The sequence below is a fragment of the Hyalangium ruber genome, from assembly GCF_034259325.1.
GTDB lineage: Bacteria > Myxococcota > Myxococcia > Myxococcales > Myxococcaceae > Hyalangium_A > Hyalangium_A rubrum.
In genome coordinates, this window is sequence record NZ_JAXIVS010000015.1 from 110,213 (window position 1) to 127,704 (window position 17,492).

Below are 17,492 nucleotides of genomic sequence, written 5' to 3' on the forward strand. Positions count from 1 at the left end.
TGCGACGTCCGATGACGGGGCTCCTCTCGAGGTGACTACTTGTTGCGATTCACGAAGCGGCCGAAGTCGTCTTCCATGGCCTTCCAGTCCAATGGCTCGACCTCTCCCAGATTCGTACTGCCGACCCTGACCTGCTGCTCCTTCTGAAGGTTGGCGAACCCCGCCTCCCACTGCTCCTGGGTGACCTCTCGGGGCGGAGGCCTCTCCGTCCGCGCCTGCTTCTTGTCACCCTTGGCACCGGGGGCTGGCTGGGTCTGGTTCTTCACCGTCTTGAGGACCTGGGCCTCCACCACCACGCGCCCCTCCACCACCCGCACCACCACGTCCGGCTTCGGCCCGGGCGTCATGCCCTGCACCTTGCTGACGTAGTCCACCCGGAAGATGGTGCCGCGCACGCCGGCCACCGCGCGCTCGGTCTTCACCTCGAACTTCGCCTCCGAACCGGAGATCACCTTCTTCACGTGCGCCCAGAGGCTGCCGAGCCCCAACCTCGCCGAGAAGCTCTTGCGATTCACTCCTTCGAAGGTGGCCTCGTCGATGTAGAGCTGGCTGTTCTCCGCGAGCATGAGCACGCTGTTGTCATTCAACTGGATCTTGAGGTTGGACTTCGGCCCCAGTTGGAGCGAGTCCTTCACCTCGATCTCCGCGCCGGCCAGGAGCACATGCTGCTGTCCGCTGGCGTCCGTGCGCGTCGCCGTCCCCTCCATGACGAGGACCTTCCCGACGCTCGCCAGCGCGAGTCCGGGCAGCACCAGCGCGGCCAGCACCGCCGCTCGTCCACCAACGGTCGACCTGAGCAAGCCCTTCACGGAGCACCTCCTTCGGGAGTCCCGGTCCCCATCGTCTGGAGCCGCACGTCCAAGGCGGCCCGGGCGCCATGGGGCTCGAAATAGGTGGTGTACGGCCAGTAGCCCTGCTTCCTCACCTCGATCTGGTGCAGCCCCTTGCCCACCCTCAGCCCCCGGGGCGAGCCCCGGAAGTCGGTGCAGATCCCCTGGATGACACCGTCCAGGTACACCTCCGCGTCCGGAGGCTCGCACCGCAACACCACATCTCCGCTCGGCGTCCCGGCGTTGCGCAAAAGCTCCCGGGCCTGGCCCAGCGTCGCTGGCTCCTCCTGGCGCCCGGCACAACTCAGCGCCACTACCAACCCCACCGGCCAGAGCCCACCGCGCATCAGCGCGCCAGCGTCAGCTCGATGGTGCTGTTGCCCACTCCCGTCACGCTGACCTTCTTGCCCTTGTACGTCTTGCCGCTCACCGCCTCGGCCAGATCGTCCATGGTGCCCAGGAAGGTCAGGTCAAACTGACCCTTGCCTCCACTGAAGGTCCCCTGCCCCAACTCGCGCAGCCCCGAGGACAGCTCCTTGGCCAGCACCTTCTTGAAGCCCTGGACCGCCGCGTAGTCCGTCAGGCCCACCACGCTCATGCTGACGCGGCTGCCGTTGAAGAACGCGTTGTTCAGGTACGCGACGACCGGCGTACGCACCTCGGCGACGACCTTCTCGCCCCGAACCCGCGCCACCTCGTAGGCCGTGCGCTCATAGGAGACCGTGAGCTTGCCCTGCTCGCCCACGTTGTTCTGCTTGTTGTCGAAGCCGCCGGAGACCTTGGCGAGCTGGCTCCCGCTGGCCGTCTCGAAGATCGAGAGATCGTACCCTCCGGAGACGAAGAACAGGAGCTGGTTGCCCTGATCGTCCACTTCGCCCCACGCCTTCTTGTTCGGCGCGATCTGCTGATACGTCACGTTGCCGTAGAGGATGTAGTCCGCCTTCGTCAGGTCCCCGATCTCCTTGGCCTCGGCGTTGCTCAGCGCGGTGGCGCCGGGCTGCAGCCGCACCTTCCCCATGGCGAAGGCCGGGTCGATGATCGTCCAGCCGTCCTTCATGAAGGCCTCGGTGAGCACCGTGCTCATCGTCTGGCTGGTGATCGAGGCCTGATCGGGCGTCACCGTCTGCTCGTACACCAGGATGACCAGCTTCTTGTTGCCGAGCTGCTGGATGAGGGCCTGCACGGCCTGCAGATCCTTGTCGAGCTGCGTGGTCCCCACCTGTGCGCGCAGGGTGACCTTCATCACCCCGCCCTCCTCCTTGCGGTCCACGATGTCGTACTTGCGCACGTAGCCATCGCTCCGGGAGAGGATCTTGTCCTGGATGAGCTGGTTGTTGGACGTCAGCGTCTGCGCGGAGATCCGCACGCCGACCACCTTCTCCACCGCCTCGCGCAAGGCGGCGTTGCGGGCATCCCGCACCGCCTTGTCCGTGTCACCCGCGACGATCGCGGCCTCGCCCGTCACCTCCTGGGTCACGAAGTCGGGCTGCTTGCCTGCCGCCAGCGCAGTCGCGACCAGGAGCCAGGACACCACCGTGAGCTTCAACGCCTTCATGTCCGCCCTCTCGCGCTACTGCGTGACGATCGCGACCCGGCCCTCGGCCAGGAACGATGCGTTCGATTCGGTGAGCTGCTTCAGCGCTTCCTCGGCCAGCACCAGGTCCGAGCCCTGGAGCTGCGAGGCCTTCACCACCAGCGGCTTCTCGCCCACCAAGGTGCTCTTGCGCGCGTCCTCGAGGCTCTTGAAGTACGCCGCCACCGCCGAGGCCTTGCGCGCGTCGGTCGAGAGCGCCTCCGCGCCGTAGACGGCCTTACCCGCGCCGTCCAGCAGTCGCGGCGCCAGCACCGGACTCGCGCCCAGGCCGCGCGCATCCACCACCAGCCCGGTGTACTTCTTCGTGCCCTGCTCGTTCACCGAGATCGCCGCATCCGCGGCTGGCAGCAGCGTGGCCGTGAGCGCCGACAGCGGCACCTCCACGTCCAACTCCACTCCGCTGTCCGAGTAGTAGCGCTTGTTGACGACCTTGAAGCCGCGGATGACTCCCTCGACGCGGCCCCGGAGCTCCTCGCTGCCCATCGCGTCGCCCACCGTGCGGCCGGCGCTGATCTGCACGCCCTTGACCTGCTCCAGCAGATTGCGGAACGCGTCCATCTTCGCCGCGCGCTCGGCCCCCAGTCGCGCCTGGGCCGGGTTGGCGGCCTTCATGTCCGGCGAGCCCGCGCCGGTGGCCCGCAGGATCTGCCCCTCCCAGTTGATTCCGGTCTCGGGCTTCGCCGCAGCCGCAGCCGCGGGGGCCGCAGGCTTCACATCCTTACCCTGGGCCACCGCGGACAACGGTACGACCAGGGCCAGCATCCACAACGAACGCTTCAAAGGGGGCCTCCGTCCTCGGAGAACGCGGCGAGATGACGCCACTGAAATGTCGGCCATTCAATCGACCGGCTTTCAGTGAAGTCAAGGCGCGCTCCCCCCTCCAAGCACGCCTGCTCTCTAGAAATCGCGTTCCCGTGACGCGAGGCGCGACGCGCTGCGTCAGTTCTCTTGACCGTTCTGGGTGACGTAGGTGTCGATCATCCGGCGGTGCCGCTCGGTGAGCAGCGTGAAGCGCACACCGGAGCGCTCGCGACGCGCCGTGTCCAGCTCCGCCCACTCGCGGACGACCTCGCCCTCCGCGTAGATGACCTCCTCGGAGCCCGGGAGCTGGAACTGGAGCCCCACGCGCCGGGCGTGGTGCTTCGGCTCGATGAGCTGCGCCAGGCTCAGCCCCTCAGGGCTGATGTCGGAAGCACGGGTCATGTACGGCACGCCACCCATGTACTTGTTCAGGTAGATGTCGATCGGTGCCCGCTTCGTCTTCCGCTTGTCGCTCATCTCGTCCCTCGCGTGTTGCTACAGCCCGCTTCCAGGATGAAGCAGGGTGTCGCGAGGGTAGAGGCAAACAGCAAGCTGGCAAGAAAACGGCCGCCGCCCACGCCTCATGACTCATGGGTGGCCCTATAGTTTCCCGGCTCTCGTACGAGGAGAAATCGATGCGAATGACATTGCTGGCGACGGTGGTAGTCGGCCTCCTGGCGTCCCAGGCGCAGGCCCAGGGGAAGGCGAAGGCGCAGCCAGCGCCGGCCGCGGCGCCGACCGCGCAGCTCCAGACGGAGGAAGAGAAGACCCTCTACGCGCTCGGGCATGGCTTCGGGAAGGGGCTCGCGGTCTTCGGCCTGAGCCCCGCCGAGCTCGAGATCATCAAGCGCGGCCTCACGGACTCCGTCACCGGCGCGCCCTCCGCCGTCGATGTGGATCTGTACTCCGGAAAGCTGCAGGGGCTCGCCAAGTCACGCCAGGCCAAGGCCAACGACGCGTTCCTGGCGAAGGCGGCCGAGGAGAAGGGCGCCGTCAAGCTCCCCTCCGGCGTCATCTACAAGGAGGTGCAGGCTGGCACCGGCGCCAACCCCAAGGCCAAGGACACCGTGGCCGTCCACTATCGGGGCACGCTGATGACCGGCGAGGAGTTCGACAGCTCCTACCGGCGCAACCAGGTCGCCGAGTTCCCCCTCAACGGCGTCATCCCCTGCTGGACCGAGGGCGTGCAGAAGATGAAGGTCGGCGGCAAGGCCCGGCTCGTCTGCCCCGCCAAGGCGGCCTACGGCGATCGCCCGCCCATGGGCTCGAAGATTCCCCCGAACGCCGTGCTGGAGTTCGAGATCGAGCTGGTGGGCATCCCCGGCGATACCTCCCGGCAGTAGCGGGAGTCACGGGCCCGGGGATGCGCCCCTGGGTCCGTTAACGCTTCAGCGCCGCCTCCGTGGCGCGCAGCAGCGGCTCGGCGCTCACCGGCAGGCCCGTGGCATTCACCATCCACTGGTCCGGCGTCACCGCCCCGTAGCTGGACATCCGCTCGAACTCCGCGCCCAGCGGCCCCTTCTTGTGCAGGTGCTCCTCGATCTGGAACGCGATCAGGTGCCCCAGCGGATAGTCCGGCAGGTACATCGGGTACGAGATCATGTGGCTGTAGATGCCCAGCAGCGGCGTGCCCTGCCCGCCCAGCACCGGCGCGTAGTACTTCTCCCAGTGCTCCTTGGCGATCGCCACCGTGGCCTCGCGCAGCTGCGCCGGCGTGGCCTCCGGGTGCTCGTACATCCAGTGCCACACCGCGATGTCCACCAGCGCCACGCCGGCGATCTCCCACGTGGCCCAGAAGTCGTTGAGCACCCGCTCCTTCTCGGCCGCCGCGTCCGGCTTGCCCAGCCCCAGCAGCTCCATGTCCCGCGCCTGGAACACGAACGCCAGCGCTTCCGTGAAGGCGTTGTTGGGCACGCCCTGCAGCAGCGTGTGGTCCACGTTGTAGAGCGAGAACACCTGCTCCACGTTGTGCCCCAGCTCATGCACGGCGATGTTGTAGCCCTTGTAGTTCATCCCGTCCTTCTCCACCCGCGTGCGCAGGTGGGGGAAGTCGCCGCGCCGCATCGCCTGCATGGCGTGGCCCGCTCCACGGGACGGATCCACCTCGATGCGCTCGGCCAGATACGCCGCCCGCTCCTTGGTGAAGCCCAGCCCCTGCAGCAGCCGGGGGATGTCCTTGGAGAACGCCTGCGCCGTCGGGTAGCGCTGCCGCGTCAGCTTGTCCAACTCCTCCGAGGAGCGCGACGAGCCCGGCCGGAACCCGTTGAACCACAGATCCTGCGGCTCCAGCTTGCGCCCCACCCGCTGCTCGATCAGCTTCGCCACCTTCGGCACCAGCGGCGAGGTGAGCACCTGCGTCAGCAGCGCTTTCACCCGCTCCTCGGGCAGCTCCCGCTGCAGCTCGAAGCTCCGGGCGATCTGTGTGGGCGCCACCGGCACGTAGGGGTCCACGCGGCGCGCGGCCTTGAAGTGCGCCAGCAACCGCGCGTACCGGATGTCCGGCTCGGCCGCCGTGTCCACCTTCGCCTGACGCGCCGGAGCGTTCTCCTCCACCGTATTCGCGGGCGCCGCCGTGACGGTGTTGGTGAACGGGTTCCAGTCCACCTTCGGGTTGTCGATGACGGCCGCAGGGATCGTCTGGGTGACGATGCGCTCCATCACCTTGATGATCGTCCGCTGCTTGGCCTGCCCCTTCGCCTTGTCCGCGTAGTCCGCCTTCAGCTCGTCTCGCAGGTTCCAGTGGGTGATGAGCCGCAGCCCCTTCGGGAAGAGCCGCTCGCCCTTCTCGTCCACCAGGTGGTGCATCCAGATGTTGTACTCGGCGATGTAGAGGTCCGCCTCCGCGCCCGCGCGAGACACCTCCTGCTGCACCTCCGCCGGGACGCGGCGGTTGAAGCGCCCGGCCAGCCGCGCCTCGGCCCACTGGCGGCGCGTGTAGCTCTTCGCCTGTGCGGCGCGCTCGGCCAGCGTGGTGAGCGGGAAGTTCAGCAGCACCACGAAGCCCACCTTCGACTGGAACAGATCCTCCGTCGTGTGCGCGCTCGGATCATACGAAGCGAACAGCGGATCCACCGGCAGCAGCGGCCCCAGGTCCACGTCCGTGGCCCAGCGCACCTCGCGGCCCAGCGCGTTGAAGTAGCCGTCGAGCTGCTCGAAGTTGCGCTCCAGCCGCGCGAAGGTGGCATCCAGCGCCTTCGGGTCCGCGATGAAGTGCTCGCGGACGAAGGCCGCCATGTCCCCGTCCTCCTCGCGCCACTGCGCGGCTACCTGCTCCACGCCACGCTCGATGCGAGCTCGCTGGGCCTCACCGTGCTTCGCCACCAGCTCCGCCTTCAGGGCCGAAGTGTCCGGCTTCTTCGCGGACGTGGGCGCGGCGGGGCTCGATGCGGTCGTCACGGGACGGGCCTCCGAGGAAGCAGGGGCGGGTTGGCTGGCCGGCTCGGCTGACTCCGAGGCAGGCCCCTGAGGTGTTGAGGCACAACCCAGCAGGGAGAGAAGGGAGAGCAGGCGAGCGGATCGGGGCAGGTACGAACGCACGGGGGACCTCCAGAAAAGCGACGAGGGCCCGACCCTCTCGGATCGGACCCTCATGCGCAACGAAGAACGAGGCGAATTACGCCGCGCGCACGTTCTGGGCCTGCAGGCCCTTGGGACCGCGGGTCACCTCGAACTGGACCTTCTGACCCTCCTGAAGGGTGCGGAAGCCGTCCATGTTGATCGCGGTGTGGTGGCAGAACACGTCCTCGCCACCGCCATCCTGCGTGATGAAACCGAAGCCCTTCGCATCGTTGAACCACTTCACGGTACCAGTAGCCATTTCTTCTTCTCTTCCTGACTTCACGGACGCGAATAGCCGTCGTCCGGTCCCCACGAGAAAATTCGTTAGAGCAAGTTGAATGTAAGCGGCGCCTATACCCGTGTCCACATCTACCAGCCGCACCTCTGGCCCTTGTTCTGCTCCTGCAACCAGCCGCGCAGCGGGCCGAAATACTCGATGAGCGGAGTGGCATCCATCTGGCGCTGACCCGTCATGGCGAACAGGGCCTCTGGCCACGGCTTGCTCGCTCCCATCTCCAGCATGGCCTGGAGCCTCTTGCCGGCCTCCTTGTTCCCGTAGACGGAGCACTCGTGCAGCGGGCCCTTGAAGCCGGCCGCCTCGCACAGCGCCTTGTGGAACTGGAACTGGAGGATGCGCGCCAGGAAGTAGCGCGTGTACGGCACGTTGGCCGGCACGTGGTACTTGGCCCCCGGATCGAAGTCCTTCTCGGAGCGCGCCACCGGAGCGGCCACGCCCTGGTACTTCTCGCGCAGCGTCCACCACGCCTTGTTGTAGTTGCCCGGCGCTGTCTTGCCCGCGAACACGTCCCAGCGCCACTGATCGATCAGCAGGCCGAAGGGCAGGAACGCCACCTTCTCCAGCGCGTCCTTCATCTGGAGGTTGATGAGGTTCTTCTCGTTCTTCGGCACGTCCTTCAACAGCCCCGCTTGCTGCAGGTAGCCCGGGGTGATCGACAGGGTGATCGCGTCACCGATGGCCTCGTGGAAGCCGTCGTGGGCGCCGGCCTGATACAGGGCCGGCTTCGTGAAGTAGTAGGTGTAGTAGTAGTTGTGCCCGAGCTCGTGGTGGATGGTGACGAGATCCTCCTCGGTGGGCTTGATGCACATCTTGATGCGCAGATCGTTCTCGTAGGTGACGTCCCACGCGCTGGCGTGGCAGACGACGTCGCGATCCTGCGGCTTGGTGAACTGCGAGCGCTCCCAGAAGGTGGCCGGCAGCGGCTTGAGGCCCAGCGAGGTGAAGAACTTCTCGCCCAGCTGCACCATCTTCTTCGGGTCGTAGTTCTGCGCCTTGAGCGCCGCGCTCACGTCCAAGCTGGCCTGGCCGGGGAAGGGCTCCATCAGCGGATAGATGTTGTTCCACTCCTGCGCCCACATGTTGCCGAGCAGGTGCGCGGGGATGGGCTTGCCGGCGGGCACCTTGGCCTCGCCGTAGTGCTTGGCCAGCCGGGCGCGCACGTAGCAGTGCAGGTCGTCGTAGAGCGGCTTCACCTGCTGCCACAGGCGCTGCGTCTCCTGCTCGAACTGCTCGGGAGGCAGGTCATAGGCCGACTTCCAGAGGTTGCCGATGTTGGAGAAGCCGATCTCCTTGGCGCCCTCGTTGCCCAGCGTCACGAAGCGCTCGTAGAGCGGGCGCATCGGCGGGGAGATGGCGTGCCAGCCCACCCACGCGTCCAGCAGCTCGTCGTAGTTGCGGCTAGCGGCCAGCACGTCCGACAGCTCGCCGAGATCCCGGCACGCTTCCTTGCCGTCCTTGCTCTTCTTGCAGTACTTGCCCTTGCCGTAGAGGCCCTCGAGCTTCGCGGCGATGGCGGCCACCTCGGCGCGCTTCTGCGTGTCCGAGGGCGCGGCCAGCGCGGAGCTGACGCGCAGCAGGTGGATGGTACGCGCGGTGTCCGCGTCGAGCTTCAGCCCGTCGAACCGGCGCGAGTCCTTGATGGCCTGGTTCATGTAGGCCAGGACTTCTTCGTTCACCCAGGCGGCGTTCCGCTCGGTGTCGTCGGTGATGTACGTGGACTTGATCCACTCGGCGGTGGCCTGACGGGTCCACAGCCGCTTGAGGTCGGCGTTGACGCGCTCGGCGAACTTCTTGGCCTCCTCGGCGGTGGCCTTGGCCTGGGGAGCCGCGGCGCTCGCGGGGGGCGTTCCCTGCGCCGTCGCGGGCAGCGCGAACAGCAGCGCGGCCGCACAGGCCGCACGGAAGAGGGGCAGCACGGTGAGGTTTCGGATCATGGGCGGCGACCCTAGAGGAAGCGCCGACCGAAGGCACTCCGAAACATCGGAGGCTCAGAGGGAAGCCGCGCCGTGTTCGACCGTTCGCACTCTGCGTGCCGCCTGCTGACGCAGTGCGAAAAGCGCGAGGTCCTTGTCCTTGGCCTCCAGCATGAGGTCCGCGGGGGACTCGAGCGCGGCGAGCACCGCGCGGAAGTCGGCCGGAGCGATGCGGTCGGCGTGCGCTCCGGGCTTGCCGTCCTTCTTCTGGCTGGCCAGGTGGTACTTGGGACGCAGGCCCAGCGCGTGCCAGGAGGCGGCGGACTCGCGCAGCAGCTCGTCCAGGGGCATCACCGGGTTCGAGGGCAGCACCGCGTTGTGCAGGTTGTCGGCGAGGAACGGGACGCCATGCTCGCGAGCCAGCGGGAGCACCTCGCGCGCGGTCCACACCTTGTCATCGTGTTCGATGACGAGCCGGTCGCGCAGCTCCTCCGGCATCGTGTCCAGCATGCGGTGGGCGGCCTCCAGGGCCTCGGGTCGGCTGGGGGCCGCGCCTCCCACGTGAATGACGACGCGCGACTCGGGGCCCTGGCCGAGCAGATCCAGGACACGGGCGCCGTAGCGCAGCTCGGCGAGGGCGGCCTCGCGCACGTGGGGGTGGCGGGATGAAAGAGAGGCGCCCGCGGGCGAAGGGTGCAGGGAGAGCCGCTGGCGGGAGCGCTGGGCGATCTGGCCCAGGCGCGCGAAGGTGGAGGCGTAGGTCCGCCACCACGGCAGCGTGTTCACCGGATGGGAGGCGAAGGGAATGAGCGAGGAGCCGATGCGGAACAGCTCGATGCCGTGCTTCTCGTTGAACAGGAGGATCTGCTCCAGTTCGGCGAGATTCAGCTCGATGAGCTCCGACAGGCGGCGCGGGGTGACGCCCGCCAGCCGGCACGTGTGGCTCGCGCCCAGCTCCAGCGAGAGGCAGTTGGCGACGTAGCCCAGGCGATACGAGGAGAGGCCTTCCATGGCTCTTCAGATTCGCCATGGGCCGATCGTTGCGAGGCCCCTCCAGGCCTGCCCGAGGAGCTGGCAGGCACCCCACCCCTTTCCTCCCGCAACCCCACTCGACGCTACAAGTTGAAGCCATGCTGCTGGGCTTGATGGGGGATCCAAGGTGGCCAGCGCCCGCCGAGACGCTGGCTGATGCGCGTAACTTCCTGGAGCGCCTGAGGGACCGTCAGGTCCTGGTGGCGCCCCACACGGATGTGGATGGGCTGTCCTCCGGGGTGCTCGCCTTGCGAGCGCTCCGAGCAATGGGCGCTCGCCCCTCCGTGCAGCTTCCTGGGAAGGGAGAGCACGCCCACTCGCCTCCCTTCCAGCAGCGCCTGCGCCGCGTGGGAGCCGATGCACTGATGGTGCTCGACATGGGCAGCCGCGCCGGACCCATCCTCCCGGAGCTCCCCACCCTCATCGTGGACCACCACCCGTCCACTGAGTTCCCCGAGGGGGCCCTGGTGCTCTCGGGCTACGGCCACGAGCCCATTGCCCCCACCAGCGTGCTGACCTACGCGCTCGTCTCGCCCATGATCATCCCCGGTCCCCTGGAGTGGCTGGCGGTGATGGGGGCGGTGGCGGACCTGGGCGCGGACGCACCCCTGCCCTATCTGAAGGACGCGCTGCGCCGCGCGGGCCGAAAGGCCGTGACCGAGGCCGTCGCACTGCTCAACGCCGCGCGCCGCTCGTCCCGATTCGCCGCGCCCCTGGCACTCGACGTGCTGATGAAGGCCGGGAGTGCCGCGGACATCGCGGAGGGTCGTGTCTCCGGGGTGGATGCGCTCCGCGACTGCCGCCTGGAGGTCCAGCGCGAGGTGGCCCGCTGCGCGAAGACGCCGCCCCGCTTCACGGGCAACGTGGCGCTGTTGCTGTTCAGCTCCGGTGCCCAGATCCACCCCCTGGTGGCGGTCCGCTGGGCCCAGCGCCTGCCCGAGCACATCGTCATCGCCGCCAACACGGGCTATCTGCCCGGGCGGGTGAACTTCGCCCTGCGCAGTCGGCTCCCGCAGGATCTCATCGCCTTCCTGAAGGGGCTGGGTCTGCCACCTTTGGAGGGAGAGTTCGCCAACGGCCATGCCCGCGCCACGGGCGGCAGCCTCCCCGCGCGAGAGTTCCTCCTGTTCGCCGAGGCGCTGGGCTTCCGAGGTCTCCGTACGGAAGAGGTGGAGCGCCGGGGTGTGGCGCCAGGCTGAGCCGGGTGCGGTATGAGGTGCGGCCATGTTCCGAATCCCTCTGGCCCTCCCTCTCCTCCTGCTCCCCTCTCTGCTTGCCTGTGGAACCACGGACCCGCAGCCCCAGGGCTGTGAGCGCTTCGAGTTCGCGCTCGCTCCCGAGGCGTCCGCGCTCCACGTCACCTGTTCGAGCACCAGCTGTGGCAACGGGCTGAATCCGCCCACCGCGGGCCGGCACTGCAGCAGCACCCTCTCCTGCCGCGTCCATGACACCGAGCAGCCCTCGTGTGTCTGGCTGCACAACCTGGAGCACGGCCACGCGGTCTTCCTCTACAACTGCCCCGAGGGCTGCCCCGAGGAGGTGGCCAAGCTCGAAGAGGCCCAGCGGAGCGCGCGGCGCGGCGGCAACGACGTTCCCCGGGCACTGGTGGCCCCGGATCCCAACATCCCCAACCGGGTGGCCGCCATCCTGTGGCGGCGCGCGTATCTGACGGACAGCGCGGACCCTGAAGCCCTCCGGTGCCTGCTGGCGCTCCAGGATCAGGATGCGCCAGAGCCGGGCCTCAGCTGCGCTCCCTGAGCCTCGGGCCAGGTGAGCAATCCCAAGGAAATGCTTGGGCTTTTCTGACCTGGGCCACGGCCGCGTGGACCCGCGTGGATGAAGTTTCGTAAGGCGTTTAGACCCAACGCGGGCCCCGTGCGTTCGAGTCGCGTCCCTACCGAACACGGAGACCCCATGCCCTCGTCCACGCTGCACCGCCTGTCCCTCTGGGGAAGTGCCTTCCTCGCCGTGAGCCTCCTGCCCTCCTGCATGTCGGCGAAGGCGCCTCAGGTGGAGACCGCCGCGCGGGCGGAGTCCGTCCCCGCACAGGACCAGCGCATGGATGGGGCCGAGGCACCGGAGGAGAAGGCCCTGGCGGCAATGCCCGCTCCCATGGGCGTGGTGGCACCTTCCCCGACGACTCCCCCTCCCCCGCCCATGTCCCCCGCGCGCCCGGAGCCCGCCAAACGGACGCGGGAGGCCAGCACGCAGCAACCTGCAAAGCAGGACTTCATGCAGGGAGAAGCACGGGGCAAGAGAGGGCCGGTCCTGGATCGCAAGGACGCCACCGCCTCTTCGGACGACGCGCTGAACACCGGCGTCGAGGGCGGTAACACCTTCGAGGCGCACACTCCCAACGCGTTCACCGACGCCCGGGAGGACGCGTTCTCCACCTTCGCGGTGGACGTGGACACCGCCTCGTACTCGCTCGCGCGCCGCTACCTGAACCAGGGCAGCCTCCCCCCGGCCGGCGCCGTGCGCGTCGAGGAGTTCGTCAACTACTTCAAGTACCGCTACGCCCCGCCGCAGCAGGGCGCGTTCACCGTCCACCTCGAGGGCGCGCCCTCCCCGTTCGCCTCGGGCCGCCACTTCCTGCGCGTGGGCGTGCAGGGCAAGGTCATCTCGCGCTCGCAGCGCAAGCCCGCGCACCTCGTCTTCCTCGTGGACACGAGCGGCTCCATGCAGTCGCAGGACAAGCTGCCGCTGGCCAAGGAGGCCATCAAGCTCGCGGTGAAGAACCTCAATGAGAACGACACGGTGGCCATCGTCACGTACGCGGGCTCCACGCGGGATGTGCTCGCGCCTACCCCCGCCACGGACCAGCAGCGCATCTACGCGGCGGTCGACGCTCTCCAGTCGGGCGGCGGCACGGCCATGGGCTCGGGCATGGAGATGGCCTACCGCCACGCGGTGAAGAAGGCCTCGGGCAGCGTCGTCTCCCGCGTCATCGTCCTCACGGATGGCGACGCCAACATCGGCCCCAACCTCTCGGCGAACTCCATCCTGGAGAGCATCGAGAAGTACGTCGCCGAGGGCGTGACGCTGTCCACCATCGGCTTCGGCATGGGCAACTACCGTGACGACCTGATGGAGAAGCTGGCGGACAAGGGCAACGGCAATGCCTTCTACGTGGACAGCTGGCAGGAGGCGAAGAAGGTCTTCGAGACGCAGCTCACCGGCACGCTCGAGGTGATCGCCAAGGACGTGAAGATCCAGGTCGAGTTCAACCCGCAGGCCGTGCGCCGCTACCGGCTGGTGGGCTACGAGAACCGGGACGTGGCCGACCGCGACTTCCGCAATGACAAGGTGGACGCGGGCGAGATCGGCGCCGGCCACAACGTCACCGCGCTCTACGAGGTGGAGCTGACGGGCGAGGCGGCCTCGCTGGCCACGGTGCGCATCCGCGCCAAGGCCCCCAACGGCACCGAGGCCTCCGAGCAGAGCTTCGCCTTCGAGCGGAACATGATGCGCTCCTCGGTGGAGACGGCCTCCTCGGACTTCCGCTTCGCGCTGGCGGTGGCCTCCACGGCCGACATCCTGCGCGCCAGCCCGTCCGCCCAGGATTGGAGCCTCGTCACCGCCCGCAAGCTCGCGGAGGGCGCCACCGAGGGCCAGGCCGAGCGCGCCGAGTTCGTGAAGCTGGTGACACAAGCCCAGGCGCTCAAGGGTGCCTCCGCCGAGCGGATTGGGCGATAATCCCCACCACGGATGACCTCTGCTTCTCCCGCAGCCCGAGTGTTCGGAGCCACCTGCCCCGAACACTCGGGTTTCAAGCCGGTGGAGACCTGCTCTCGCTGTGGGCGCTTCCTGTGTGCTCGCTGCGAGACCTGGGGAGAGTTTTGCGCGGCCTGTGAGCACCGGCGGCTTCGGGAGATGCCCTCCTCGGCCTCCCGAGGCCGATGGACCCAGCGGGTGCTGAGCCTGGTCGCGCTGGTCGCTTCGGTCGAAGGAGCGCTCAACGGCTGGTTGATCTCCCGCCTCCATGAGGGAGCGGTGACCACCACGGCCGTGGGGACCTACCTCCGGCTCTCGCTCCTGCTGAACGTGTTGGTGGTGCTGGCCACCGGGCTCTCGGCCCTCTTCTTCCTGCGATGGCTGCACCTGGCGGTGCGGACCGCGAAGATGCTCGGCCTGGAGCCTGGAACGACGCCCGGCTGGGCCGTGGGCTGGTGGTTCGTTCCCCTGGCCAACCTCTATGATCCCTACCTCGTGGTGCGCGGCCTGTGGCTGTGCCTGGGCGGCTCGCCCAAGGCGGGCGCGTCCGTATCGACGTGGTGGACGGCGTGGGTCCTCAGCGTCGTGGCCTGGTGCGTCCAGGTGTACCTGCTCGGCACCCTGGCGATGGATCCCTTCCAGTTCACCCCCGCCCTGCTCGCCGGCTTCGTGACCGGCGTGCTCATCACCCTGGGCGCCCTGCTCTGCATGCGCGTCATCGGTCAGGTGCAGACGCTGATCGACGAGTGCATGGACGAGGTGGCCGAGGCCGCCTGAATCCTGGCGACCTCGGCCCACTTCCCATCAAGGAGTGCTGGTGGGATCCGCCGGGTTGCTCCCCGCCACGCGCTCGTCCCCATCCCGGAACCCGTCGAGGTCGCGGTCCAGCCCGATACGCGTGCCGGCCCCTAGAGGAACGCAGGTAAAGGTGAGCACGCACTCTCCCGTGCAGCTCTCGAGGAGATCCTCCTTCGAGATGGCAGGCAGGGAGACGCGATCCTTCGTGAACTGATCATTCCCCACGTAGAGCAAGCCCACCTCTTGCAGCCAGACCCGGCCCTTCACCACCACGTCGCACTCGTCCTCCTCCGCGCGCGCCACGAGGAGATCGATCCGAGGGCCCACCACGGACAGGTTGCTGCTCGTGAGCGTGATTTGCTGGCCGACGATCGGCGCGAGGTTGCTGTCGAACACCAGCATGAACTCCGCCAGGTTGTGCTTGCCGGTGACGTTCGCGGGGGTGTTCTGAAGCCCCACGGGGTTGATCGTGCTCTGGTCGAAGCTGCTGTTGAAGCGGAACAGGTCGGGGATCGTTCCGTCATGGGCGAAGCCGTAGCCCCGGATCTGATCGCCCAGGAAGGGATCCGGGGGAACGAAGCCCATGGCGTAGCCGACGCCGAACATGCCGATCTTCTGGTACATGCCCCTCAGTTGCGGAGTCTTGAAGACCTGCGGCTCGGGATCGATCGATGAGGTGCCGTCCGTCCCGAAGAAGCCCGCGAAGGGCCCCTCTCCCGGGTTGGCGGTGGGATCGAGCCGGTGGCACGTCTCGCAGGTGCCCTGAGGCGCGAGCGTCTGGTTGAAGAAGAAGTCTCGCCCCGCCTGCTGGTTGGGCGTCAGGGAGTTGTCGAGGTTGCGGATCGGGTTGGGCGGGTACGCGAGCTGAAGGATGAAGTCGGTGAACTTCTGCATCTCACTGGGGGTGAGCTGCGCGTCGCGCCCGAGCAGGGCCATGAAGGCCGGGTTGAACTCCTTGAACGCGGCCTGCTCATCGAACGTCCCGTCATTCGGCTGCACGCTGGCCTCGTCGTTGCCGCCGGTGCGGTCGGCGCGCCAGTGCATCGCCCCGTGGTTGGCCATGCCGCGCAGGCTCTGGGTGACCATTGGCCCCTTCAGCGGATGGAAGCTGATGTCCTGGCCGAACGTCCCGTCGGTGCCAAAGCCGGGCACCACCGGAGGCGCGAAGGGATTCCCATTGGTCTCCACGGCGCCGTCGGGGTTGCCGAGATCCCACGCCAGGGTGTCCAGGTCGCCAAAGATGTGGCAGCTGGCGCAGGACGAGTCGCCGTGGCTCGAGCTGTTCCGAGCGTCATAGAGGAACGGGCGCCCCTGCACCACGCTCGCGGGCTCTGGGTTGTACATGGACAGGCTGGCAATCTCCTGGTTCGTGGTGGTGTTGACGACGGAGACCGCGTTGTTGAAGCGCGTCAGCACGTACATGCGCGAGCGGGCCTCATCCAGCACCATGCCGGTGGGGCCTCCGCCGCTCAGCGGGATCTGGTTCGCCGTGCTGGGCACGAAGGTGTCGCCCTCGAGCGCGGAGGTGGCGTAGACGCCGATCTTCGACGAGCCGAACGCGGCCACGTACAGGGTGGCGCCGTTGGCCGTCACCGCCATCCCGAGCGGCTGCGCCAGGCTCTTATCGTTCTCGGTGTTGGGGATCGCTGCACAGCAGGTCCCGTAGTTGATGTGCTTGTTGAGGTGCCTCGGCGCGACTCCCGTGGAGCTGAGCACCGAGATCCGGCTCTCGTGCAGGTGCCCCCGGAGGGTGGTGCCTGCGAAGGTGCCAGGTCCCTCGAAGCGCAGGTCATTCCGCGCCTCGGTGTTGCTCACGTACACCTTCCCGTTCACCGGGTTGACGGCCATGTTGAACAGGATCGTGCCCACGCCGGCGTAGAAGCCGGAGGCGCCCGAGACCTGCGCCGGAGGGTTGGTCGTGGCGTCGATGACGAACACGTCCTTGTCCGGCAGGGAGAACTTCACGTCGTTGGTCCACGAGCGGTTGAGCACGTCCACCCAGTTCTGCCCGTCGAACTTGACGATGATGCCGACCTCGGGCGCCGGCGCTCCCGCGAAGTTGGTGTTCGGCCCGGGCACTCCGCCCGCCGTCTGGCCCCCGTCGGGCACCAAGGTCTCGCGGAGCGTGGTGGTGCGGTTACCCGAGTGGAACGCCGCCGCGTAGACGCGCGTACCGTCAGGCGTCACCGCGAGCGCGCGGGGCGTGTCGGCGAAGAGCGTGAGGATCGTGAGGGGCGTTCCCCCAAGCGTGGAGCCCAGGCTGCCCGAGTCGAAGACCCAGACATCGGCCCGGCCGACGCCCGGCGTGGTGAACTGCGGATCGAACGGAACGTTCTGGCCACGGTGGGCCGCGGTGATGAAGGCGCGGTTCTTGGCGGTGCCAGCGAAGACGATGTCGCGAGGCTCGTCGCCGACGAGCAGGGTCCGCGTGACGACCCCGCTGTACCCACCCGTGCCGACCTTCACGATGCTCACGCTGTCGGAGAGGTGATTGACGACCCAAACCTCGTCATTGGTGCGCGCCGCGACCGCGACGGGCTCGAGCCCCACGGGTACCGAGGAGCGGTGGACGAGGCCGCTCGAGAAGATCTCGAAGATCTCCAGGCGATTGTCGGGGGTGTTGACGGCGAAGAGGAACTTGCCGTTGGGCGACATGGCCAGGGGGCGAACCTGGCCGCTCTCGAAGAGGGTAAACGCGGACGCAGTGGGTGACGTTCCACCCGCCAGCACACTCACGCAAAGTGTTACTGCGAAGACAACTCTCGACAGGCTGCGGACCAGAACGCCGCCTACGACGACCATGGCTCCTCCTATTCACAGGTGAACTGCGCGCTCGTCGCTACGTTGAGGAACGGGTCTGACTGACCACACCCCTCTCATCGCGGAATCGCTGCAATTCCCGTGCTCCCCGTCATTCAGTGGACAAAGACGCACCTCTCGGGCGCTTCACCGCG

15 protein-coding genes are annotated in these 17,492 nt (G+C 67.8%); 5 read left to right on the forward strand and 10 right to left on the reverse strand.

The annotated features are described in order from the left end of the window. Positions 1 to 35: 35 nt before the first annotated feature. The 5 genes from SYV04_RS34490 to SYV04_RS34510 form a co-directional block, all read right to left on the reverse strand. A complete protein-coding gene (locus SYV04_RS34490) occupies positions 36 to 809 on the reverse strand; it encodes a FecR family protein (protein WP_321550259.1) in 774 nt (257 codons plus the stop codon). Next, positions 806 to 1,177, reverse strand: a complete 372-nt coding sequence (locus SYV04_RS34495; RefSeq protein ID WP_321550260.1) for a PEGA domain-containing protein — start codon at positions 1,175 to 1,177, stop codon at positions 806 to 808. The genes SYV04_RS34490 and SYV04_RS34495 overlap by 4 nt, the downstream gene beginning before the upstream one ends. Then, positions 1,177 to 2,385: a flagellar assembly protein T N-terminal domain-containing protein gene (locus tag SYV04_RS34500; protein ID WP_321550261.1), complete on the reverse strand. Its 1,209-nt coding sequence runs from the start codon at positions 2,383 to 2,385 to the stop codon at positions 1,177 to 1,179. The genes SYV04_RS34495 and SYV04_RS34500 overlap by 1 nt, the downstream gene beginning before the upstream one ends. 15 nt (positions 2,386 to 2,400) lie before the next feature. Then, on the reverse strand, positions 2,401 to 3,204 hold the full coding sequence (locus tag SYV04_RS34505; RefSeq protein ID WP_321550262.1) for an LPP20 family lipoprotein: 804 nt from the start codon (positions 3,202 to 3,204) through the stop codon (positions 2,401 to 2,403). Positions 3,205 to 3,363: 159 nt separating this feature from the next. Beyond that, positions 3,364 to 3,702, reverse strand: coding sequence for a PilZ domain-containing protein (locus SYV04_RS34510; protein WP_321550263.1), 339 nt, complete (start codon positions 3,700 to 3,702; stop codon positions 3,364 to 3,366). 158 nt (positions 3,703 to 3,860) lie between these two features. On the opposite strand from SYV04_RS34510, the gene SYV04_RS34515 reads away from it, so the two are divergent. Beyond that, complete coding sequence (locus tag SYV04_RS34515; protein ID WP_321550264.1) at positions 3,861 to 4,568, forward strand: FKBP-type peptidyl-prolyl cis-trans isomerase; 708 nt, start codon at positions 3,861 to 3,863, stop codon at positions 4,566 to 4,568. Between the two features lie 37 nt (positions 4,569 to 4,605). On the opposite strand, the gene SYV04_RS34520 is transcribed toward SYV04_RS34515, so the two are convergent. From SYV04_RS34520 to uvsE, 4 genes are all read right to left on the reverse strand, one after another. Next, positions 4,606 to 6,816: a hypothetical protein gene (locus SYV04_RS34520; protein WP_321550265.1), complete on the reverse strand. Its 2,211-nt coding sequence runs from the start codon at positions 6,814 to 6,816 to the stop codon at positions 4,606 to 4,608. Between the two features lie 22 nt (positions 6,817 to 6,838). After that, entirely contained in the window at positions 6,839 to 7,042 is a 204-nt protein-coding gene (locus SYV04_RS34525) for a cold-shock protein (protein WP_321550266.1), read from the reverse strand. 110 nt (positions 7,043 to 7,152) lie between these two features. Further along, positions 7,153 to 9,015 (reverse strand): M2 family metallopeptidase, encoded by a 1,863-nt coding sequence (locus SYV04_RS34530; protein WP_321550267.1) that lies wholly within the window; start codon positions 9,013 to 9,015, stop codon positions 7,153 to 7,155. A 54-nt stretch (positions 9,016 to 9,069) separates the two neighbouring features. Further along, positions 9,070 to 10,005: a UV DNA damage repair endonuclease UvsE gene (gene uvsE / locus SYV04_RS34535; protein ID WP_321550268.1), complete on the reverse strand. Its 936-nt coding sequence runs from the start codon at positions 10,003 to 10,005 to the stop codon at positions 9,070 to 9,072. 119 nt (positions 10,006 to 10,124) lie between these two features. On the opposite strand from uvsE, the gene SYV04_RS34540 reads away from it, so the two are divergent. The 4 genes from SYV04_RS34540 to SYV04_RS34555 all read left to right on the forward strand — a co-directional run bounded on the left by SYV04_RS34540 (position 10,125) and on the right by SYV04_RS34555 (position 14,517). After that, positions 10,125 to 11,225 carry a DHH family phosphoesterase gene (locus SYV04_RS34540; protein WP_321550269.1) on the forward strand — a complete coding sequence of 367 codons (1,101 nt, stop codon included), beginning with the start codon at positions 10,125 to 10,127 and terminating at the stop codon, positions 11,223 to 11,225. Positions 11,226 to 11,250: 25 nt separating this feature from the next. Next, positions 11,251 to 11,784 carry a DUF3105 domain-containing protein gene (locus SYV04_RS34545; protein WP_321550270.1) on the forward strand — a complete coding sequence of 178 codons (534 nt, stop codon included), beginning with the start codon at positions 11,251 to 11,253 and terminating at the stop codon, positions 11,782 to 11,784. Positions 11,785 to 11,940: 156 nt separating this feature from the next. After that, positions 11,941 to 13,722: a vWA domain-containing protein gene (locus tag SYV04_RS34550; RefSeq protein ID WP_321550271.1), complete on the forward strand. Its 1,782-nt coding sequence runs from the start codon at positions 11,941 to 11,943 to the stop codon at positions 13,720 to 13,722. A gap of 177 nt (positions 13,723 to 13,899) precedes the next feature. Beyond that, positions 13,900 to 14,517, forward strand: a complete 618-nt coding sequence (locus tag SYV04_RS34555) for a DUF4328 domain-containing protein (protein ID WP_321550272.1) — start codon at positions 13,900 to 13,902, stop codon at positions 14,515 to 14,517. 27 nt (positions 14,518 to 14,544) lie between these two features. Here SYV04_RS34555 and SYV04_RS34560 read toward each other — a convergent pair whose 3' ends face one another. After that, entirely contained in the window at positions 14,545 to 17,340 is a 2,796-nt protein-coding gene (locus SYV04_RS34560; RefSeq protein WP_321550273.1) for a YncE family protein, read from the reverse strand. Positions 17,341 to 17,492: the final 152 nt, after the last annotated feature.